The 22,120-nt window shown below is 52.1% G+C and carries 14 protein-coding genes and 3 tRNA genes; 10 read left to right on the top strand and 7 right to left on the bottom strand.

Annotated features, from left to right (window positions below; all coding sequences use genetic code 11):
• Positions 1–341 precede the first annotated feature (341 nt).
• The 3 genes from B5D23_RS10425 (at position 342) to B5D23_RS10415 (ending at position 2,187) form a co-directional block, all read left to right on the top strand.
• A complete protein-coding gene (locus B5D23_RS10425; protein WP_159445979.1) occupies positions 342–1,895 on the top strand; it encodes a sulfatase-like hydrolase/transferase in 1,554 nt (517 codons plus the stop codon).
• Between the two features lie 129 nt (positions 1,896–2,024).
• Positions 2,025–2,099: transfer RNA gene (locus tag B5D23_RS10420), tRNA-Gln, on the top strand.
• A gap of 10 nt (positions 2,100–2,109) precedes the next feature.
• Positions 2,110–2,187 (top strand) — tRNA-Glu (locus tag B5D23_RS10415).
• A 608-nt stretch (positions 2,188–2,795) separates the two neighbouring features.
• Here B5D23_RS10415 and lepB read toward each other — a convergent pair.
• Together lepB and lepA are read right to left on the bottom strand one after the other, a co-directional pair.
• Entirely contained in the window at positions 2,796–3,395 is a 600-nt protein-coding gene (gene lepB / locus B5D23_RS10410) for a signal peptidase I (RefSeq protein WP_078685378.1), read from the bottom strand.
• Between the two features lie 71 nt (positions 3,396–3,466).
• The gene (lepA, locus tag B5D23_RS10405; protein WP_078685377.1) at positions 3,467–5,272 is read right to left on the bottom strand and encodes a translation elongation factor 4; all 1,806 of its coding nucleotides are present in this window, start codon (positions 5,270–5,272) and stop codon (positions 3,467–3,469) included.
• Positions 5,273–5,901: 629 nt separating this feature from the next.
• Here lepA and B5D23_RS10400 point away from each other — a divergent pair.
• From B5D23_RS10400 to B5D23_RS10380, 4 genes are all read left to right on the top strand, one after another.
• Positions 5,902–7,395 carry a sodium-dependent transporter gene (locus B5D23_RS10400; protein WP_078685376.1) on the top strand — a complete coding sequence of 498 codons (1,494 nt, stop codon included), beginning with the start codon at positions 5,902–5,904 and terminating at the stop codon, positions 7,393–7,395.
• Between the two features lie 667 nt (positions 7,396–8,062).
• Positions 8,063–8,467: an Hsp20/alpha crystallin family protein gene (locus B5D23_RS10390; protein WP_078685374.1), complete on the top strand. Its 405-nt coding sequence runs from the start codon at positions 8,063–8,065 to the stop codon at positions 8,465–8,467.
• 17 nt (positions 8,468–8,484) lie between these two features.
• On the top strand, positions 8,485–10,983 hold the full coding sequence (locus B5D23_RS10385; RefSeq protein WP_078685373.1) for a Lon protease family protein: 2,499 nt from the start codon (positions 8,485–8,487) through the stop codon (positions 10,981–10,983).
• 140 nt (positions 10,984–11,123) lie between these two features.
• Positions 11,124–12,413, top strand: coding sequence for an O-antigen ligase family protein (locus B5D23_RS10380; protein ID WP_078685372.1), 1,290 nt, complete (start codon positions 11,124–11,126; stop codon positions 12,411–12,413).
• 560 nt (positions 12,414–12,973) lie between these two features.
• On the opposite strand, the gene B5D23_RS10375 is transcribed toward B5D23_RS10380, so the two are convergent.
• Positions 12,974–13,540, bottom strand: coding sequence for a hypothetical protein (locus tag B5D23_RS10375; RefSeq protein ID WP_078685371.1), 567 nt, complete (start codon positions 13,538–13,540; stop codon positions 12,974–12,976).
• Positions 13,541–13,643: 103 nt separating this feature from the next.
• On the opposite strand from B5D23_RS10375, the gene B5D23_RS10370 reads away from it, so the two are divergent.
• Positions 13,644–14,393, top strand: a complete 750-nt coding sequence (locus tag B5D23_RS10370; RefSeq protein WP_200803653.1) for a hypothetical protein — start codon at positions 13,644–13,646, stop codon at positions 14,391–14,393.
• A 58-nt stretch (positions 14,394–14,451) separates the two neighbouring features.
• Here B5D23_RS10370 and B5D23_RS10365 read toward each other — a convergent pair whose 3' ends face one another.
• The 4 genes from B5D23_RS10365 to B5D23_RS10350 all read right to left on the bottom strand — a co-directional run bounded on the left by B5D23_RS10365 (position 14,452) and on the right by B5D23_RS10350 (position 19,080).
• The gene (locus B5D23_RS10365) at positions 14,452–15,126 is read right to left on the bottom strand and encodes an energy-coupling factor transporter transmembrane component T family protein (protein ID WP_078685369.1); all 675 of its coding nucleotides are present in this window, start codon (positions 15,124–15,126) and stop codon (positions 14,452–14,454) included.
• A complete protein-coding gene (locus tag B5D23_RS10360) occupies positions 15,113–16,468 on the bottom strand; it encodes an ABC transporter ATP-binding protein (protein WP_078685368.1) in 1,356 nt (451 codons plus the stop codon). The genes B5D23_RS10365 and B5D23_RS10360 overlap by 14 nt, the downstream gene beginning before the upstream one ends.
• A 5-nt stretch (positions 16,469–16,473) precedes the next feature.
• Positions 16,474–18,540 carry a TonB-dependent receptor plug domain-containing protein gene (locus B5D23_RS10355; protein WP_159445978.1) on the bottom strand — a complete coding sequence of 689 codons (2,067 nt, stop codon included), beginning with the start codon at positions 18,538–18,540 and terminating at the stop codon, positions 16,474–16,476.
• A 453-nt stretch (positions 18,541–18,993) separates the two neighbouring features.
• Positions 18,994–19,080, bottom strand: a tRNA-Leu gene (locus B5D23_RS10350).
• A 189-nt stretch (positions 19,081–19,269) separates the two neighbouring features.
• Here B5D23_RS10350 and B5D23_RS10345 point away from each other — a divergent pair.
• Positions 19,270–20,211: a bifunctional riboflavin kinase/FAD synthetase gene (locus B5D23_RS10345; RefSeq protein ID WP_078685366.1), complete on the top strand. Its 942-nt coding sequence runs from the start codon at positions 19,270–19,272 to the stop codon at positions 20,209–20,211.
• A gap of 3 nt (positions 20,212–20,214) precedes the next feature.
• Complete coding sequence (locus B5D23_RS10340; protein WP_078685365.1) at positions 20,215–22,005, top strand: chloride channel protein; 1,791 nt, start codon at positions 20,215–20,217, stop codon at positions 22,003–22,005.
• The last annotated feature ends 115 nt before the right edge of the window (positions 22,006–22,120 follow it).

The raw sequence follows: 22,120 nt of genomic DNA, 5'->3' as shown, positions 1-22,120 counted from the left end.
ACGCGGGGGTTTGGGGGCAGGCCCCCAACTTCCCCCACCCGCCCATCCATGGGGCAGGCCCCGCACCCATCCAGTCCTGATGCACATAAAATGTGTGAGGTTATTTGCGTTTAATTGACGTCAGATAGGTGCCTGTGTAGAAAACAGAACTTGGACCAGATAAAAATTCATTATTCAACTCTACAGAATCTATGCAAGCAAGATTTTATAAATATTTTAAGAAGATAAAGAACGATTTTACACTTTTGGGTTGGGATATTTCGCTCATGTATTTGCCTACTTTTTTTGTAGGCATTGTAGCGCTTTTTTGTGGGAGTGGCCGGAGCTTTGAGAGCCTTTTTGTGCAAAGTCTTCCTGCATCACTCGTGTTTGTTGTCCCGGCGCTGTTCTTTGGTCGTTTCCGAAAGGCGTATTACGCGGCAGTGTGGCTGCTTTTTTTTCCTGTTTTCATAATTACCATTTCGAATTTAACGCTGTACTCTGCCATGCCAACGGCGGATACCTTTGCGCCGATGCTGGAGACAAACCCCAGTGAAGCCGCTGATTTTTTGAAAGATTATACGTCAGCGGCTCTGGTTTTTTGCATTGCTCTTGGAGTGAGTCTTCTGGCGCTTCTTTTTCGTTACGCACAGTTCGAGCCTGTCTCTCGCAAAACAGTGATGCTTGCTGCGCCGCTATGCGCTTGCGCTGCGGTTTGGGCGCTGAACAGCGGACAGCTTTTCTCACGAGATTTTTATGTTTCTTCTGCTGTCTTGAGCTATTTCGATTACGTTCAGCAGCACAAGGAGCTTGAGGAGTGCATTCGCAATGCTGACTCCAAGAATATTGTGACGGTTATGGAAGACGATGCGCCGAAGACTCTTGTTGTCGTGATTGGTGAATCGCTGACGCGGAATCACATGCAGATTTATGGCTACCCCCGCCGGACAACGCCTCTTTTGGCCAAGGAACCCGATCTTTTTGTTTTTCGTGACGTCATTTCTCCCCATGCCCACACCATTGCTGTTTTGCAGAAGGCGTTTACTTTTAAAAACTGGGAGCAGCGCGCCATGCACCAGACTGTTATTCAGGCGCTCAATGGTGCTGGCTACAAGACTTTTTGGTATTCTAATCAGCCCAGTACGGGTGCTCACGATACGGCTATGACGCTGCTTGCCCATGGTGCGAATGAGAAGTGGTACAGCTCTCAGGGGCTTCTCAAAATTTCAGAGCAGGTCATTGGTGAATCCAGTCTGGACAGTTGTCTGTTACCAAAGCTGAAACAGGCTCTTGCCGATCCCGCGCCACACAAGGTTATTTTTATTCATCTCATGGGAAATCACAGCTCATACAATGAGCGTTTTCCTTCTGAAATGCCGATTTTTTATGGCTCTCCGCCCTATCTTAACAAGGCGCTCTACTCTTCTGCCTCTCGGGCGCATCAGCGTGAGATTCTTTCCAAAACAAACGAGTATGACACTGCCGTGCGGTTTAACGATCAGGTTGTGTTTTCTTTTTTGCAGCAGGCACGGGTGCACGCGGATCAGGACATTGCCTTTCTGTATTTTTCCGACCACGGTGATGAAATTTTTGAGGAGAAAGATTTTAACGGGCACAATGAGCTGGTCCCTACTCGGAATATGTTCGAAATCCCCTTCATTCTTTGGGCCTCACCGCTTGCGAAGCATCGGCTTCCCGCCCTCTCGGCTTCGCATCTTCTGTCTCGGCGTTATCAAACAGATGACTTGATTCATTCTCTGATGCAGCTTGCAGGGATTCGCAATGAATTTTACGACCCCTCACGGAGCATCTTTAGCTCTCGTTTTGTTGCGCGGGAGCGCTTTGTCTCAGGCAAGGAATTTGATACACTCTACCCCCCGCAGAGGGTGCAGGCGCTCGCTTCCCGGCCGCAATAGGCATTTTTTTCGCTGTCTGGTGCATCATTTTTTTTCAAAGGAAATTGCATCTTCAGGGAATTAATTTTATATTTTTTGATTTTTTCCGTTGACATTCAAAGTGAATCTGCATATTTGTTCATTCCGCGTTGGCGAGTCGTCTAATTGGCAGGACACTGGATTCTGGTCCCAGCAATCAAGGTTCAATCCCTTGCTCGCCAGCCAATAGCAAACTGTCCCCATCGTCTAGCCCGGCCCAGGACACCTGCCTTTCACGCAGGCGACGGGGGTTCAAATCCCCCTGGGGACGCCATGACAGTTTAAGACTCTCAGTTCTACTGAGAGTCTTTTTTTTTGCTCTTTTTTGGGGTGGGGTACGAGACTCCGTCTCGTGCTCTGCAGGCGGCGCGAGGGTGGGCGGGGACTCTGTCCCCGCACCTCTGCAAGGGGCGCTGCCCCTTGACCCCGCCCAAGGACGAGGCCCTTGGGAATCCCGATTTCGCCCGAAATAAAAGGGGACCGAAATGTGATGAGAGCTACGCTCTCCTCTCCATTTCGGTTCCCTTTTTTTCGGCCTAATTAACTGGGCGTGTGTTCTTTTTCTTTGCGCCTCAACCCCTTCTTTTTGAACGCTCGCGTTCAAAAAAAAATGGTGGCGAACTCGCAGAAGAGAAAGAGCTTCTTTACGCCTTCTCACCCGAGTTTAAAAGCCGTGCAAGCGAAGCTTGCACGGCTTTTAAACTCGATGAGGATACGTAAGGGAATCATTCCCTTACGCGGGGTCCGGGGCTGGCCCCGGTTCTTTCCCCCCCCACCCATCCAGCACTAACGTGCTGGGGCAGGCCCCGGCTCTCTCCAATCCTCTTTGTATGCCACAAAAAAAGCCCCCTCTTTCGAGGGGGCTTTTTGTTTTGTGAGGAGCTACTGAACGAGTTTTCCGATGCGGCTCCACCGGATATCGAGTGGGCCAGCCCAGGACCAGTAGACGCGCCAGGCTTTGCCTATGATCTGTGTTCTGTCGACGAAGCCCCAGTATCTGGAGTCCGAGGAGTTGTTTCTGTTGTCTCCCATAGCGAAGAATTTCCCTTCAGGGACGGTGATTGGTCCGAAGTTTTGAAGTGGGGGGAAGTTCTTTGGTGGGAGTCCGGAGAGGTAAGGCTCTGTGAGTTTTTCACCATTGCGATACATCTGGTTGTCTTTCATCTGGAGGGTATCTCCGGGGAGTCCGATGAGTCGCTTGATGTAGTCTTTTGATTCGTCTTTTGGGTATCGGAAGACGACGATGTCGCCGTGTTCAGGCTCAGAGACGGGGATAATTGTAATGTCGGTGAAGGGTATTTTCACGCCATAGATGAATTTATTGACGAGAATTTGGTCACCGATCTGAAGGGTCTGTAACATAGATCCTGAGGGGATCTTAAACGCCTGCACCACGAAGGAGCGAATGAAGAATGCGAGGATGAGGGCAAAGATAAGGGCCTCGGCATAGTCTCGCAAAACCTGTTGCCATCTTGGATTCATAGCGTGTCCTGTCGTTGTTTTTCGGGGAGGAGCCGAAGCTGCTCCCCGTTTTCTGCGGAAGTGGTCTTGGTTTAGTCAGCCTCAGCCTTGAGCGCTGCAAGGAAGGCTTCCTGCGGGATTTCGACGCTTCCCATTTTTTTCATACGCTTCTTACCCGCTTTCTGCTTTTCGAGGAGCTTGCGCTTACGGGAGATGTCGCCGCCATAACACTTGGCGGTAACGTTTTTGCGTAGGGGGGCGTTTCGTTCACGGGCGATAATCCGGGAGCCGATGGCGGCCTGCACGACAACTTCGTAAAGCTGGCGAGGGATGGAGCGCTTGAGCTTGAGTGCGACAGCTCGGCCGTAGCGCGTAGCCCGTTCACGGTGGACGATAACGGCGAGGGCGTCGATAACGTCGCCGTTAATGAGCATGTCGAGTTTGACGAGGTCGGATTCTCTAAAGTCGATAACTTCATAATCCATAGACGCGTAGCCACGGGTCACGGATTTGAGCTTGTCGAAGAAGTCGAACACGATTTCGGCAAAGGGCAGCTCGTAAGTAATCATGACGCGGGTCGAGGTCAGGTACTTCATGTCCTGCTGGATACCGCGTTTTTCTTCACAGAGTTTAAGGACTGCGCCGACGTAGTCGTTGGGAACGTGGATTTCCATACGGACGTATGGTTCGGCGAGTGAAGCAATTTCCTGAATTTCAGGAAGCTTGCTTGGGTTGTCGATAATGGAGACCACGCCATCAGTGTTTGTAACCTGATAGGCGACGGAGGGAGCTGTTGCGATGAGTTTTGCATTAAACTCACGCTCGAGTCGTTCCTGAATGATTTCCATGTGGAGCAGGCCGAGAAAGCCTGCGCGGAAGCCAAAGCCAAGGGCCTGAGATGTTTCAGGCTCAAAGTGGAATGCGGCGTCGTTGAGCTGGAGTTTTTCGAGAGCTGTTTTCAGAGGCTCATACTCAGCGGGTTCAACGGGATAGAGGCCGCAAAAGACCATTGGTTTGACTTCCTGAAAGCCGGGGAACGGGTCCTGAGTTGGGTTCTTTGCGAGGGTGACAGTATCGCCGACGGGGGCGTCGGAGAGTTCTTTCATGTTTGCGCAAAGGAAGCCAACTTCACCGGGGCCGAATTCTTTGTACTGAACTGGCTCTGGGGTGAATGCGCCGAGGCTGGTGACGTCGAATTCTCTTCCTGTCGAGTTGATCTTGATTTTGTCACCCTTGCGGATGGTGCCTTCAAGAATACGGAAGAGGACGACAACGCCGCGGTAGGAGTCGTACCATGAGTCGAAGATAAGGGCTTTGAGCGGGGCGTCCGGGTCGCCAGAGGGAGCTGGGACCTGCTGGACAATGGCTTCGAGCACTTTTTCGACGTTGAGGCCTGTTTTTGCACTGACCTGCAAAGCGTCTGTGCAGTCCAGACCGATGATTTCCTCGATTTCCTGTGCGACTTCCTCGGTGTGAGAACTGGGGAGGTCGATTTTGTTGAGTACGGGAATGATTTCGAGGTCGTGATCCAGCGCCATAAAGACGTTGGCGAGAGTCTGGGCTTCAACGCCCTGCGTTGCGTCAACAACGAGGAGTGCGCCCTCACAGGCGGCAAGGGAGCGGGACACTTCATAAGAAAAGTCGACGTGTCCGGGGGTATCAATAAGGTTCAGTTCGTAGGTTTCGCCGTTTGCTGCCGTGTATGGCAGGCGAACGGTCTGCGACTTAATGGTGATACCACGTTCACGCTCAAGCTCCATTTTGTCCAGATACTGATCGCGTTTTTCTCGTTCACTGACAGCGCCAGTGATTTCAAGAATACGGTCAGCAAGGGTGGACTTGCCATGATCGATATGAGCAATAATGCTAAAATTTCGAATATGCTTCGTTCTGTTCATAGATTTTCGACGTGTACCTGAAAAATGAGGTTTTCACCCAGTTGGGATGGGGTCTTGTGTACGGCATTTGCGTCCACAAGTCTAATGCCCACAGCAGGCCGGGAAAGCAGTAATCATTTGGGGTTTGTGAGCACATGTAACTTCTGCAAATCGCGGCGCGCGTTGCTGAATGCGGCACGGAAAGAAGAATACACTTTTTTTGTGCAAGCTGCATAGGGGTAGCAAGGGGAGTACAGTTCGGAAAGGATTTTTGGGAAAATGCGTGCAGGAGGGATGTAAAAGTGAGCGTTTACCTGTCTCTAATGTTGTACAATACGTACTAGCGCTATATAGAGAAGCCATTTGAATGTTTCGTTGCAAAATTTTTTGCAAATGTGAAATAGTTCCCTAGAATCTTTTAATAAAGCGCTTGATTGTTCACTCATACCAGCGTAGAAAATTGAACTTAGCGGTTCTTTTCTTCTGTCTCATAAAGCAAAATCTGTAAAATTACAGGTCTTGCAGGGGTATAAGATAGAAAATGCGAACTGTTACGCAACGTTTTTAGTTTTTATGCATCTGTTACGCATTCAGATGCAGTCTTGACTCACCAAGTCCTCTCGACAGAGGCAAAAAAAGAAGGGATTTTCATGTCTGCGAATCAGGAAACGTGGGGCTCTCGCGCAGGATTTGTCCTGGCAGCGGTCGGCTCTGCAATCGGCTTGGGCAACATCTGGCGCTTTCCATACATGGCTTATGAAAACGGTGGCGGGGCATTCTTCATCCCCTACATCATCGCAATGCTCACAGCTGGTATTCCTTTCCTAATTCTTGAGTTCGCCATTGGTCACCGCTTCCAGGGTTCAGCCCCCAGAATCTTTTCTTCCATTTCTCGCAAGATGGAATGGCTGGGATGGTGGCAGGTACTCGTAGCCTTCGTTATCTCCCTCTATTACGTCGCCGTCGTTGGCTGGGCCATCTCTTATGTTGGTTTCGCCTTTACGCAGGCCTGGGGCACGGACACCGGAACCTTCTTCATGAAAGAGTTCCTCAATATCTCCGACTCCCCGCTGCATCTCGGCGGTATGAACTGGAAAATCTTCGGCGCTATCGCCCTCGCATGGTCCACAGCGTGGCTCGTGCTCTTCAGCGGCGTGAAAAGCGGCCTCGAAAAAGCAAATAAAATCTTTATGCCCGTGCTGTTCCTGCTCGTTATCACCATCGTGATTCGCGCTATCTTCCTGCCCGGTGCTATTGAAGGTCTCCGCTTCCTCTTCACTCCTGATTTCTCTGCCCTGAGTAAAGGAAGTGTCTGGGTCGCTGCATATGGTCAGTGTTTCTACTCCGTGGGCGTTGGCTTCGCCATCATGATCACGTACGCTAGTTATCTGCCCAAGGATTCTGACATCTCAAACAACGCATTCATCACCGTCCTCATGGACCTCGGATTCTCTGTCCTCGCTGGTACCATGATCTTCGGCGTCCTCGGCTACATGGCCGCCGCCAAGGGTGTGAGTGTGACCGAAGTTGTGAGCTCCGGCGTTGGTCTCTGCTTTGTGACCATCCCTCAGGCAATCAACCTCTTGCCGATGCCTCGCGTTATGGGTGTCCTCTTCTTCTCCGCTGTTACCGTCGCTGGCCTCTCTTCGCACATCTCTATCTGCGAAGCCTGTGTCGCCGCTCTGCGCCAGAAGTTCGACATCTCTCGTAAGCTCGCTGTTTCCATCTACTGCTGTGTCGGCCTCATCGCCGGTGCTGCTTTCGCCAGCAACGCTGGCTTGCTTATCCTCGACATCGTTGACCACTTCGTTATGAACTTCGGCGTGCTCATGACCGGTCTCGTTGAAATCTTCTTTATGGCCTGGTTCTTCGACATCGAAGACATGCGCCGCCACATCAACGCTGTTTCCGACTTCTCCATCGGCCGCTGGTGGAACTTCTCCCTGAAGTTCGCTACTCCGCTGATCCTCGGGTACATCGCTGTGAAGAACTTTGTCGGTGATATCGCAATGCCCTACGGTGGCTACACACAGCAGTCCGTGACTATCTTCGGCTGGAGCGTCGCTCTCGGTGTCCTCCTCGTCGGTTGGCTCATTCAGACTGTGAAAGCCTACCCCGTGAGCGAAGGCGTTCGCCGCGACTAACTCGCCAAGGCTATATGATGACAAAAGCCCCCTCTTGAGGGGGCTTTTTTTGTGTCATTTGGACAAGTGAGTGGGGGGAAAATTGGGGGCCTGCCCCCAAACCCCCGCGTAAGGGAATGATTCCCTTACGTATCCTCATCGAGTTTGAATTTCATCCACGCTTCGCGTGAATGAAATTCAAACTTGGGTGAGAAAACGAAAAGAAAGTCGTTCTCTTTCCCGTGCGTTGCCACCATTTTCTTTCTGAACGCTTGCGTTCAAAAAGAAAATAAGTGCGGTCTGGAAAAGGCAGAAGAACACGCGTTCGGGAAATTCCCCTAGCTCAAAAAATACGGCTGATGGAGAGGAAAGCGAAGCTTTCATCCCATTCAGCCGTATTTTTTTGAGCGATAGCGGGATTCCCAAGGGCCTCGTCCTTGGGCGGGGTCAAGGGGCGGCGCCCCTTGCAGGGCTTGGGACGGAGTCCCAATAAAATACCCACCCACCCTAGCGCCTCTTGCAGAGCACTAACCCACAATGAGCCTCTTGTAGAGGGAAAGTGGATGTTTCTTGAGTAATAAAAGGGAAGCGTGTTAATCTATGAGCAATAAGGAAGAAACACCATCTGCAAGTGTTAGCAGCTGAAGTGGAGTCCTTCTGATTCATTTTATACTGAAGGAGGCCGCAAATGCCTGATTTGCGTCTGTGGAGTGATGGTCAGCTCCTGCAGTTACGGGAAGAGATGGACAAGCTTTTTGACGGTTTTTGTTCAGATATGGGCTTACCGTCTGTGAGTTGTCTTCAGAGCGACGAGATGACGATATGTCGAGAGGACGAGCGCATAGTGATATCCCAGCCTTTACCGGGCTATGATGCTGAGGACATAGAGATTTCGTTAACGGAGAAGGTACTGGGGATAGAGGCGCAGACGAAGAGTGAGCGTGAATACAGTCATTTTAGTCGTACGCTGGAGTTACCGTGTCGAGTGGACCCTAAGACGGCGACGGCGACGATATCGAGTGGAGTGCTTACGATTCGCTTAAACCGGACGGCAGCGCCGAAGGCTCGGCGGATACCTGTTATTGCCAAATAACTTTATGGAGGTTGAGAATGGCTTCTAAGAAAGTTCCCGCGAGTCTCAAGCCTGAGCAGTTGCGCTGGGCGCTGGACCCGAAAAAGCTTCCGTTCAAGACGACCGATGATTTAGACCCACATACAGACATCATAGGCCAAAAGCGTGGCGTAGAGGCGTTTCGTTTTGGCATGGGGATGGTGAAAAAGGGCTATAATATTTTTGTCACAGGAGCGGCTGGAACGGGTCGCCTTGCGACGGTGAAAAAGCTCCTGAAAGAGCTTTCTGGCAAAGATTCGCCGCCGGATGATCTTTGCTATGTGAATAACTTTAAGCGGCCGGAGTCGCCGCATTTGCTCAAGTTCCGTGCGGGTGAAGGCAAACACTTCAAAAAGAGTGTCGACAAATTCCTGGATGCGCTGAAGCGAGACATTCCGCAGCTATTTGAAAGTCAGGAATATATTACGAGAAAGAATGCAATCCAGGAGGCGCACGAGAAAAAGGTTGCTGAGTTCTATAAATCCGTTGAGGGCAAGGTCAAAGACTCAAATCTCGTAGTCGTGAATATGCAGATGGGACCGGTTCAGCGGCCGGACATTCTGCCTTTGGTAGATGGCGAGCCGAAGCGGATCATTGAACTGGAAGAAATGGTAAGTAACGGCCGGTTCCCGCAGGAAGAGCTGGAAAAACTGAAAAAAGATCGAGTTTCACTCAAGGCTGAGCTTGATCATATTGTGCAGCAGGTGCGCTCTTTGCAGAAAGAGGTCACGCAAAAGCACGAAGAGGTGGATCACCTCATGTTCATGTCTTTGGCGAAGGACCTGCTGAAAGGGATGTACGAGGCGTATACAGAAAAAGAGATCGTGGAATACCTTGATTCCATGCTGGAGCATATGGGGAATCGTCTGGATGAACTGCGGATGCTGGGCGCCAAGCCGCAGGGTCCAATGCCCATGATGATGCCGACGGCAGAACAGCTGCTGTCGCCATACCACGTGAATCTCCTTGTGGATAATAGTGAACTGGAGGGACCGCCTGTTATTGTTGAAGGCTACCCCACGTTTAGAAATTTGTTTGGCACAATTGAGCGCTCGATTGAACCGGGCGGCATGTGGCGAACGGATTACACGAAAATCAAGGCAGGCTCGTTTATTCGTGCGAATGGCGGGTACCTTGTCATTAACCTGCTTGATGCCATTATGGAGCCGGGAGTCTGGCAGACACTGAAGCGTTCGCTGAAAACAGAGAAGATCGAGATCCAGACTTTTGATCCGTATTATTTCTCTGCTGGCGCTGGGCTGAAGCCGGAGCCAATCCCGATGAACGTCAAGGTCGTGGTTCTGGGTGATGCCTATCTCTACAGCATGCTGAGAAATTACGACGAGGATATGTCCAAAATCTTCAAGGTGCGTGCAGACTATGAGTCTTCAATGGAGCGCTCCGAGGATAATGTTGAGCAGGTTGCGCGCTTTATTCGCAGCGAAGTTGACCGGCAGAAAATCCGTCCGCTGGATGCGGGGGCAGTCGCAAAGCTTATTGAACATGGCGTGCGCCTGACTGGACGTCAGGAAAAAATTTCGACGTCGTTCCCTGAGCTTGGAGATCTGCTTGCCGAAGCTGCATTTTATGCGGGAGCCAAAGCGGAAATTATTACGGGCAAAGCTGTTGATGCGGCTTTGGATGCGCGGATTTATCGCTGCAATCAGATTGAGGAGCGCATTCAGGAGATGATTGACCGGGGCAGTATCTTTATTGCCACGGACGGCGCAGAGGTGGGGCAGATTAACGGCTTGGCCGTGTACTCAATGGGTGACTATGCCTTTGGCAAACCGTCGCGCATCACGGCGGTGACGTCGCTTGGTCGCGAGGGCATCACCAATATTGAGCGTGAGGCAAAGTTGTCTGGCCCGTCGCACAACAAGGGGATGCTCATTCTGGAAGGCTTCCTGCGTGAGCGTTTTGCGCAGAACAAGCCACTGTCCCTGTCGGCGTCCATCACATTTGAGCAGTCATATGGTGGTGTTGATGGTGATTCCGCGTCCAGCACAGAGCTGTACGCCATGCTTTCTAGCCTGTCTGGTGTTCCGCTGCGGCAGGACATTGCCGTGACGGGTTCCGTGAACCAGAAGGGTGAGGTTCAGCCCATTGGTGGCGCGAATGAAAAGATTGAAGGCTTCTTCCTGTGCTGCAAGCGTGCAGGACTGACCGGGAAGCAGGGGGCAATGATTCCCCACGCAAACGTGAAGGATTTGATGCTTCATCCAGAGGTCATCGAAGCCGTGAAGAAAAAGAAGTTCCACATCTGGGCCGTTAAGACCATTGATGAGGGTATCGAAATCCTGACGGGCAAGTCCGCAGGAAAGAAAAAGAAAGACGGAAGCTACCCGGCTGGCAGTATTAACGCGCTCGTCGATGCACGACTCAACAGTCTGGCCGAAGATATCCTGAAATTCGGTAAGGACGAAGAGTCTCCGTGTGAAAAAGACGAGGATGAGCCGAAGAAAAAGACCAAGAAAAAGGTCCCGGGCAAGAAGTAAGTCGATGTGTTTGAGTATTGGCACCGCCCTCCAAAAGGGGGGCGGTGTTTTATGTCTACAGGAGCGTTGCGCAGAGCGTATACAAGCGAACTTGAAATGATTATGAACTGTTGAACATCTGGCTGTGTGTGAGGAGGAGTATGTTTCAGCGGATTATTCAATGGCGAAAGAAAGAACGTTCTCAAAGAGTGCAGGACTTGCGTGCGGCGCTTTTTTGGGTGCTTTGCGTACACATTACCCTTTTTTCTTTTGGGCATTCCTTCCAGGAGATTGGTGGGGGACTGAGTCTTGTTTTATTGCTCGCCCTGTATGTCACTGATTTTCGCCGGTCGAGGCTGGCACAGTTTCGGCCTGCATGGATACTCGTTTTCCTCTACATTTACATTGGCCTCAATGTCGCGCTCTCTGCCTGGCCCGGTACGAGCTGGCATTACATGAAGCCCAATTTGTGGCAGGGTTTTGTGATGCCTTTTGCGGGACTCGAGGCCATACGCGCCCTTCGTGATTTGAGGCGCTTAGCCATAGCGGCCTTTATAGCCGTATTTGCTCAGGGGCTTGATGGTGTATGGCAATATGTGACTGGCTATGATCTCGTGCGCCACGATCCGAGCCTTGGGCAACGGTTGACTGGCTCCATGAGTACGTATCGTGTGGGGAACTACATGGGCATTATGCTTGTTCCTGCTAGTGCTATATGGCTTTGGCTCAAGAAACCCCAAAAGCCGCTTTTTTTCCGTGGAATCCTTTGTCTTCTTTTTCTGTCTCCCGCACTTTTTTTATGGCTCTTTTCTTACACTCGCAGTGGCTGGCTGGGCTACGTGGGTGCTCTCGTCGCTCTTTGGTTTTTCCTTTTGGGACGGTTTTCATGGAAGAAGTGTCTTTTAGTCGCGATTTCAATTTTCTGTATTTTGCTTGCAGGTCCCCAGCGCGCAAGTTTTGAGAAAATAACCCAGGATGGTCGCGTTGAGCTGTGGAGTGCTGGTTGGGAACTCGTTACTCGTGCGCCTGTTTTTGGCTATGGAGCGTCTACGTATCGGCAGGCCCGGAAGGCCGAAGGTATTCAGCTTAAGCGACACAAGCAGGATATTCCGCATCCCCACAACATGTATCTTCAGTTTTTGATCGATGGTGGCATCGTCGGTGGCGTCGTGATGGGTGGCTCTTTGCTCGGATTATGTTTTTTCTCGTGGCGGCGCATTCGGCGCGGTCTTTGGAACTCCCACGTTTCCAAGCGGCTCTATTGGCAGTATGCAGCCTTTTTTTGGGCTGGGTATGTCAGCTATCTCATTACCGGGCTTACCGGGCACAACTTTTATCGTACCTGGTGGCTCGCAACTGGTTTCCTTCTGTTAGGTATTTGTCTCGGCGCGTGGGCAAATGGTGACATAGAGGAGAAAAAGTTGGGGGCCAGCCCCCAAACCCCCGCGTAAGGGAATGATTCCCTTACGTATCCTCATCGAGTTTAAAAGCCGTGCAAGCTTCGCTTGCTCGGCTTTTAAACTTGTTGGGGCTGCCTAAAGCGGCTTCTTTCTTGCCACCATTTTCTTTCTGAACGCTTGCGTTCAAAAAGAAAATAAGTGCGGCCTGGAAAAGGCAAAAGAACACGCGTTCGGGAAACGCCCACTAGGCCAAAATTAAAGGGCCGGATGTAAGGGAAAGCCAACGGCTTTCACACATCCGGCCCTTTTATTTTGGGCGATAGCGGGATTCCCAAGGGCCTCGTCCTTGGGCGGGGTCAAGGGGCGGCGCCCCTTGCAGGGTTTGGGGCAGCGCCCCAATAAAACTGCGCCCCTTGCAGAGCACGAGACAGAGTCTCGTACCCCACCCCCCAAAAAAGCCCTTGCAGATATAAAACGAAAAACCTCCTCTTTGCACCATGCAAAGGGGAGGTTTTTCTCTTCTCTGAACTCACACAAAAGGCTTCCGGACATCCGAAAGCCAAATATAGAAACGGTGGCCCCATTTTATATGGGGAGAACGCGTTGAAATTTCAAGAGGTCTGTGCGCGCAGAGACTGCGGCGCGAGTCCGGCGGTGCGGAGTCTTTTGAGTACGGGCCAGGCGGCGACACCGCCGATCAGTCCGAAGGCAGCGCCCATGATGCACTTAATAAAGGCGTGTGAGAGGGCGATATCTGGTGGCATACCGACGAACCAGTCAACGAGGAAGGACCCTGGGAGTCTGGCGAAGGCTGCTCCCCCTGCCAATATGGCAAAGCTTATGGCTCCGTCCAGCAGAAAAGGGCAGAATCGAACAGAAAGATCGCAAAAAATACCGGGGAGCATGAAGCGGACGAGTCCGATGGGGCCTGCTTTTCCGGGGGCGAAGAGCATGAGGCAAAGCGCGGCGAGCAGGCTTACAGTGCTTGCTGTCCACTTGCGGCCGACGCAGCCTTTGGCGAGGAGCAGGAAGAACATGGTGAAAAACATGGCGTGCCCGGATATTTTGAGATTCAGGCGAAGCACGGTTTTGGTGAGCACAATGAGCATTGCACAAAGCCCGATAAAGAGCGCTTCCTTGAGTGTAAAATCGAGCCACCATTTTTGATTCTGTTCCACGGTGCATCCTTGGTGAAGAGGCATAGAAAAAGGAGGATCTCCTGTTGCAGGCACATTTTTATGTCAGTATAGGCATATGTGCAAGTCGTAAGCACTGGAGGACATGATGAAAATATTTGTTGGATTCGATGACACGGATGTACTTGGCTCTCCAATTGGGACGGGCAAACTTGCCCGGTATTTTGCAAAGAAGGTTCCCGCAGACTGCTCGCTGTGGGGCGTGGTGCGTTACCAGCTCCTTGTTGCAGATGAAGTCCCATACACCTCACACAATAGCTCTGCGTGCGTGATTATTGAGGCTCCGGAAGCGAGCTATACAGAGAAATTTGTTGAACTGGGCGTGCAGCATCTTGCTGAATACTATTGTGAAGGAAGCGATCCGGGGCTGTGCGTTGCCGCTGAAGGTGCAGTCAGTCAGGAACAGATAGTCTTTGGTCAAGAGTGTACGGCAAGGCTGAAGACGCAGGATGAGGCAATGCGTATTGCCAAAGGTGTTCACCTGTCGGGTCACGGCGGAACAAATGACGGCATTATTGGTGCTGCGGCAGCTATTGGGCTGACGGCTGGCGGCTGGTGCGGCCGGTTTATCGAACTGGGAAGCCGCAAGCTGCGTGATTTTCCTTCACGCGTTCAGGTGAAGGAATTGCAGGATGCAGGGATTATCCCTCTTTCCATTGATCGGAACGCAACAGTTCCAATGCCTGAGGACTTTGTTGAGACAAAAGACTGGCTTCGCCCCAGACTGTGGTCTGGCCGTCCAATGCTGCCAATGGAACTCAGGGGCGAGGGCTTGTGGGAATCCCTTGGCGGAAAGTCCAAGAAAGCAAAAAATATTGATTACGACGAAGAGTAAGATGCTCTGAAATGAGTTGAAAGAAGAGAAACACGCCGCGGTGAAAATCGCGGCTTTTTTAATGGCGTTTTTCTGCATACCGGGCGCGGGCGGCAAGAGCCGCTTCCTCTGCAATGGACAGGGCGCGAACCACGAGCGGAATACCGCAGGCCCTGGCAAACTCCGGCCAGTGAAGGGGATTCATGAGCTGCTTGGGGGATATCTTTGCGCCGCGCATACACTGCACTGTGTATATGGCCTTTGCTTCGCGCAGGAGTACCGGAAAAAAGCGCAGGGAGGTGAAGACGACAAAGGACAGGCGTCCGGGAAGAAATCGGCCGAGCACTTTCATCATGGCTTCTGGCGGGGTGGTGCGCTGAAACCAAAAGGCGGGAAGCATGACGAGCGTGATCTGAAGACCGACGACAAGGCTTTCGGTTGCTGTTTGCGAAGTGAGGCCAAAACGAAACGCGTAGAGGAGCAAAATAAGCGGATACTGAAAAAAGAAGATTCGGAAGTCCTGCCATATTTCGCGAGGGCGCAGGCCTGCGCCAATGTAGAGCGCAAGAAGGCCAAGGAGCAGGGCTCCAGCGGAAAGCGGCGTGCGGGTGAAAAAGGCGGTGAAAGAAATGCTCATGATGAGCAGAGCCTTGAAGCCCGTGGGGAGCTTGGCGCATGGACCTTTGGCTCCGGTAAAGCGGCCGGGGTGCCCTCCTGCACAGCGCAGGAACGTTGCAAGCTTAGACATGTTCATGAAGCTGTCCTTTGCTGAGGGTGAGGCTTTGGCCAGTCCAGAAGGGGAGTGAGTCCTGGTCGTGGGTCAAAATGAGCAGAGCTGCTTCGGGGGAAAGTTCTTCGCAGACACAGTAAAATGCCTGTTCCCAGCGCGCGGGATCAAGTCCTGTTGCTGGCTCGTCCAAAACAAGAAGTGAGGGCGAGACAATGAGGGCACAGGCGAGGGTGACGAGACGCTTTTGCCCATAGCTGAGCGTCAGGGGGGAGCGCTCTGCAAGCTCTGTGATGCCAAGTTTGCCCATGAGTCTGTCCACTGCCTGCCTGTGCTCGGCTTGAGTGCGCTTGGGCTTGGCTGCTCGCGCAGAAAAGAGAATTTCATCGCGGACTGTGGCTTCAAAAAGCTGCCGGTCCGGGTTCTGCATCATGCAGGTGGCCTTGCCCGGAAGCTGCCACGGAGCAGGAGCTGGGATTCCACAGAGTTCCAGCTCTCCTGAGTCGGGAGTGTTCTGCCCTGTAATAACTGAAAGCAGGGTTGATTTGCCCGCACCATTCTTGCCGGAAATGCGGAGCCAATCGCCGGGGTTGAGGGTGAGGGACAGGCCCGTGAACAGTGGTCGGGAGCGCTCTGGCGTCAGGTGGATGTCTTTGAGCTGGAGTATGGGCGTGTCGCTTGCCTGTGGCTGGCGTGAGGCGCGGGAAAATGGAACAGGCTGAGCCTTGGCTGTGGGCTTTGGGGTGAGGCTGAGCTGCCTGTCGAAAATGGCTGTGGGGAAATTTAGGTGGTGCTCACAGACAATAATGCCGCAGCCTTCACTTTTGAGCTGCGCAAGAATGCGGAGCAGGTCGTCCTGACCGTTGCGGTCGAGCTGTGAGAACGGCTCGTCAAGGAGCAGAAGCGCTGGGTGCATGGCGAGGACTGAGGCAAGAACGAGACGATATTTTTGTCCCATAGACAGGGCTTCGGTGTGCTCTGCCGGAAGAGGGGAGAGACCGGTGTGCAGGAGGCTGTGTTCTGCTCGCTGCTGCGCTTCCGGGCTTTCTCCAAAAATATTTTCTGCACCAAAGCGGGCTTCTTCGATGCTGGTGGCGCACAGAATTTGTGTTTCCGGATTTTGAAGCACGAGGCCAGCAGGGGCACCGCTCCAGCTGCTTGGGCAGGAGAGGGTGCACTGGCCAGAAAAATTGTCAGGAGAATCCAGCCCGGCAAGGCAGGTCAGAAGCGTGCTTTTGCCGGAACCGGATTCTCCCGTAATGAGCAGACATTCTCCGCACCCAAGCGACAGCGAAAGCCCAGAGGGCGCTGTCAGGCCATTCAGTTTATGCGTGTAGCTGAAATCCGTGAGGGTGCAGAGTGTGTGCATGATATTTAGAACCTGTATTCGGTGCCGAGGTAGAAGGTGCGTCCAGCCTGCGGGATGGAGTAGCTTTCTTCGTAGTCCTCGTCAAAGAGGTTGCGGGCACCTGCGTAGACTTCGAGGCTGTCATCAAAGAAGGCTTTGCTGACCTTGAGGTCCACGAGGTTGTAGGTCTTGAGCAGGGACTTGTCCTTGCCGTCGGAGCTGTAGTGATACTGGCCATCCACGTAGAGCCAGGACGCATAGAGCTTGGCACCACAGGGGGCTGTGTATGTAGCTTCGACGCCAGCCTTGTTGCGGGGACGGTACTGCAGCTCAACGATTTCGGCGCTGTCAGATTCGTTGCGGGCATCAAGGTAGGTGTAGGATGCTTTCAGGGTCAGGTTCGTAATGGAACGGTTGACCACAGATGTTTCGAATCCTCGGAAGCTGTATTCCTCAAAGTTCTGGGAGACCTTGTTGACGTCTTTTTCGATGAAGTCATCTGCCTCGATGTAGAAGCCTGTCACATCCAGCTCGGTATCAACGGAGCGGAAATTGTGGCGGACGCCTGCTTCGTAGTGACGGGTCACTTCGGCATGAAGGTCAGCATTGCCAGAGTCAGTGTCGTACAGCTCTTTGACAGAGGGGAAGCGCACCTTGCGGGCATGGTTGACGTGCAGGCTTGTTGCGTCGGTGAGATCATAGTTTGCACCGAGCAGGTAGCTGTAGTCAGACTCGTCGTCGCCGTAGGTGATTTTTTTCAGTGCGTGCCAGCCAATGCCAGCAACCAGACCAAGCTTTTCTGTGGGGCGAACTTCGTATTCTGTGGCGATGTTGTACTCGTCGAGGTTTTTGCTCTCGTCGTGACCAACAAATTTGCCACTGCTGGCTGCTGTGCTGGAGCTTCCAGAGCCTCCGCCGTGTCCACCACCATGGCCGCCGCCGGAGCCAGAACCAGAACCGCTTGTGGATTCTTTATAGACTTCGGAATCCAGCTTCCAGTGGCTCTGCTTTGCGGAAAGCGAGAGATTGATGGTGCCGTATTCTTTGGCGTCATAGGTGCCAATCAGGTTGCCACCGAAGATTTCCGTGTAGGATGTCTGGTTGTAGGCGCCATTCTTTTTCTGGGTGGAGTAGCTGTCGTCGTCGTAGCGGCTGCGGTCCTCTTCCTGATTGTTCATAAAGGCAGAAGCCTTCATGCTCAGGGCATCAGAGAACTCGTGCTGCACGAGGAGCTGGACAAGGTTTCCAGAAATGTTGTCGTAGCGGTCGTACTTGGGCTTTTTGATGTAACCGTCGTTTTTGGTCGTCGCCGGGGGAATACCGTAGCTGCGGTCCCAGTACGATACGGTCAGGCCCAGCTTGGTGCTGTCTGTGGCGTCGTAAAGAAGGTTTGCGTAGATATTGTTCTTTTCATCATCGCTATTCACGCGTTCGCCACTGTCCTGAAGCGCAGTTTCGTTGAAGCTGCCAGACAGGGGGAAGTGATCGCGGGTTTCAAAGACATAATAGCTGTTGAAACGAAGCTTGTCTGTGCCACCATTCAGGCTTCCCTTGGCGCGGTAGTATTCACCACTGCCCAGTTCGCCGCCGATCAGGCCGTGAAGACCTTCCTGACCTTTCTTGGTGATGATGTTAATGACACCAGCATTGCCGCCTGCTCCATACAGAACAGAGCTTGCACCACGGGTGATTTTGATTTCAGAAATGTAATCGGCTGGGATGGCGTCCGGTGTCCACTGGTTGTCGTAGGTGGAGTTCATCGGAACACCATCAAGAAGCAGGATGACATTGCGGGTACGCAGGCCGCGGATGTCGATGCGCGGAGTTCCCTCGGCTCCGGTGCGGACGGTGACACCCGGAACAAGGTCCAGAGCCTCTGCGACGTTACGTGCTCCAGAATTTTTGATCTCTTCTGCGGTGATGACGTCAACAGTGCCTGCCTGTTCAACAACAGACAGCTTTTCACCAGAGACAAGCACCTCGCCAAGCTCAAAGCTGGTATCGCTCTTTGCGGTGGCTTGCTCTGCAGCAAAACCAAGCGATGGCAGCGTAAGCAATGCGACAAAAAGAAGCAGGGCGCTTTTCTTCATCATGTGTTTTCTCTCCATTCATCTCTAAAGGCTTCATCATGAAAATGATAATGATGCAGCTCTTACAATAAAAAAGCGAAAAATCAATGCGGGAGAGTTTTCTTGATGAAGGCTCAGGCAGAACTTTATGAGTTTACTAAACTCTGATCTGCTTCATAAATCTTTTTTAATGGAGAGAGGCAGGTGATTTTTTCTCTTCTTTTTTCTCTTTCTCTGCGCAAAAAGTTTTTTCTTTCTTTGACGCAATGAATCATTGTATTTTCATATGCTTTATGAAACGTATTGAAAGAGAGGAAAAATCCTTTTGGGACGGGCATACGCGTTGCTCATAGCCCCAAGACTGGGATTATAGAGAAAGGGACAGAAGATATATGTTTTTCTGTGTGGAGGCGAAAAAGATGCGGCGGCAGGCCAAAAAAAAAGCTTCTGACTGCGTCAGAAGCTTATATTTTCGAGTGGTGCCGAAGGGGAGAGTCGAACTCCCACGAGCAAACGCTCACTAGACCCTGAACCTAGCGTGTCTACCAATTCCACCACTTCGGCACTCGATGGAGGAATCCTATAGCCCCCATCCTTTCGCTTTGGCAAGTCTTTTTTTATCTTTTTTTTAATTAATCTTCAACGCGTAGCAGCTTCTCTTTTGAATGGTTGCTCACCAGCGCTTGAATGAGATACCTTTTTGCGATAGCACTTCTTTCTGCTTTTAGCCCCCGTATAAAAAGGCTTCACCACATGAGAGTCATAAGACACATAGACGAGATTCCAGAAAATTTTAGCGCATCTTGCGTAACAATTGGCAATTTTGACGGCGTCCACAAAGGACATCAGCTTCTGATTGAGCGCACCAGAGAGAAAGCCCTGTCCAAGGGACTGGCTTCTGTGGTCCTCACATTTGAACCGCACCCGCTCCGGGTTTTGACCGGGAAGAAAACTCCGCCGTTTATCACCGTTCTGGAGCAAAAGCTCCAGCTTCTTCAGGCCATGAATGTTGATTATTGTGCGGTGTTGCCGTTTACCAAGGAGCTTGCCGCTCAGAGTCCAGAGGAATTTGTACGCGATTTTCTGGTTCGTGACCTTAAAGCCAAGGAACTTGTCATTGGATATGACTACGCCTTTGGCAAAGGCCGCGCAGGTAATTATGAAATGCTGTGTGCCCTCGGACAGAAATACAGTTTTGGCGTCGAACGCGTTGGCCCATACATGTATGACAGTGCGGTCGTCAGCTCCACGAGAATTCGTGACCTTGTGAATAAGGGCCAAGTATGGGACGCTCGTCCCCTGCTTGGACGCTTTTATACGGTGCGCGGCGAAATTGAGCATGGCGCGAACCGTGGCGGTCGCCTTCTTGGCTTCCCCACGGCAAACTTGCGTCTGGTCGACGAGCTGTGTCCCGGTCTGGGAGTCTATGCCGTATGGACAACTCTCAATGACGTGACCCGTCCCGGTGTTGCGAACATTGGATACAACCCGACATTCGGCAATGACGCCATTTCAGTCGAGGTTCACATTCTGGACTTTGACGGAGATATTTATGGCGACGATCTGACGGTTCGCTTTGTCCAGCGACTTCGATCAGAGAAAAAATTTAACGGACCGCAGGAACTGACAGAGCAAATCGACAAGGATATTGCCCTGAGCCGAAAGATCCTGTCCAGCTCAGAAGCACAGCTGTAAATCATGCCATCACGCGCCCTGAAAACACTCTATTCCATGTTTAGCGGAATTACCCTTCGCTGGATTGGAATCTCCCTTGCCGTCGGAGTCTTTTCCGGCCTCGCCGCCGTCTTCTTTTTTACTGGCGTCGAGTTTCTCAAGTTTGTGTTTATTCACAAGTTTGCAGGTCTGACCCTCCCCGCCCCCGCTGGCGAAGAAATCTTTCACGGTGTTGCGGGTGCCTATCGCCCGTGGCTCATCCCTATCATGACCACTGCCGTGGGTTTGCTCACGGGATGGCTCGTCGCTCGCTATATTCCCGGCTCCGTCGGGAATGGCACCGACGGGACTGACTCCATGATTCGGGCCTTTCATCACGGTGAAGGGAAAATTCCATTCAAAGTCGGTCTCATTAAGGGCCTGACTGCAATCCTGACGATTGCAACCGGCGGCAGTGCAGGGCGCGAAGGACCAATTTCTCAGATGGGCGCAACTATTGGTTCCTTCATTTCTGACCGGTTTCACCTCACCACCAAGGAACGTCGGATTCTCCTGCTCGCAGGTGCTGCTGGCGGTCTTGGCGCTATTTTTCGCGCCCCCCTTGGTGGCGCACTGACCGCTATCGAAGTTATCTACAAAGAAGACTTTGAGTCCGAAGCGGTTTTGCCTGCGGTTATTTCTTCGGTCATTGCCTATTCTCTGTTCTCCCTCTTTTTCGGGACAACACCGATTTTCGGCATTCCTACTTTTCAGTTTACCAATGCCCTTGAGCTTCCCTTTTATGTCCTGCTCGCGTTTTTTTGCTCCTTTGTCGGCTGGTTTTACATCCGTACATTTGAGTTCATAAAATTCAACGTCTTTGAGAAAATTAATCTCAAGGTTGGCCTCATCTGGACGCTCGGCCTTGGTGGCTTATGCATGGGCCTGCTCGGCATGGCCTTTCCGCAGCTTTTGACCGGTGGCTACGGCTGGCTTGAACTCGCTATCAAGGGTGAGCTTGCTATCTCCATCATGTTTGCCATCCTCATCGGCAAGACTCTTGCCACTGCGGTGACCATTGGCTCCGGTATGAGTGGCGGCATGTTTGCCCCCGCCCTGTTTGTCGGTGGCATGAGCGGCGGTCTCGTCGGTGCTATTGCCCACAAGTATTTTCCCGCGACTGTCACGCAGCCCGGTGGCTATGTGCTCGTCGGTATGGCTGCCTTTTTTGCTGGCGTTGCCAACGCCCCCATTGGCCCCATGATTATGGTCTGTGAGCTGACGCAGGGCTACGGGCTGCTCGCCCCATTGATGCTCGCCAGCGTTGTGTGCATCGTGCTCGGCAAAAAAACCTCTCTTTACGAGAATCAGGTCGAGAATAAATTTGAATCGCCTGCCCACATTGAGGACATGACGATCAACGTTCTTGAAAACCTTTCCGTAAAAGATTTCTACCGCCCCGGGCGTGTTACTACCCTTGAGGAAGGAACGACCCTCAAGGCGTTGACTGACATCATCGTCGGAACCAACGAACTCTATTTCCCCATCAAGAACCATGAAGGCGAAATTACCGGAATTTTGGGCATGAAAGACGTGCGGCAGGTGCTCTACGAAACCTGTCTTTTCGACCTCATCGTCGTGCGCGAGCTTGCCGGAAAGCCCGTCACTCTCGTCCCGACTGACGACCTCTACACTGCCTTAATGAAATTCGTCGACACCAACTATGGGCAGATCCCCGTCGTTCACCCCAAGGAACCAAATACCATTCTCGGCCTCCTTAATCGTGAAGACGTCTTCGGCGCCTACAAGAACGCTATCTCCGCTATTCCTAAGTAAATGGGAAGAAGTTGGGGACCAGCCCCAGCCCGATAGGGCTGGATGGGCGGGTGGGAAGAAGATTGGGGGCCAGCCCCCAAACCCCCGCGTAAGGGAATGATTCCCTTACGTATCC

It is taken from the genome of Desulfobaculum bizertense DSM 18034, assembly GCF_900167065.1.
GTDB classification, from domain to species: Bacteria; Desulfobacterota; Desulfovibrionia; order Desulfovibrionales; family Desulfovibrionaceae; genus Desulfobaculum; species Desulfobaculum bizertense.
This window is presented reverse-complemented; position numbering and strand designations above follow the sequence as displayed.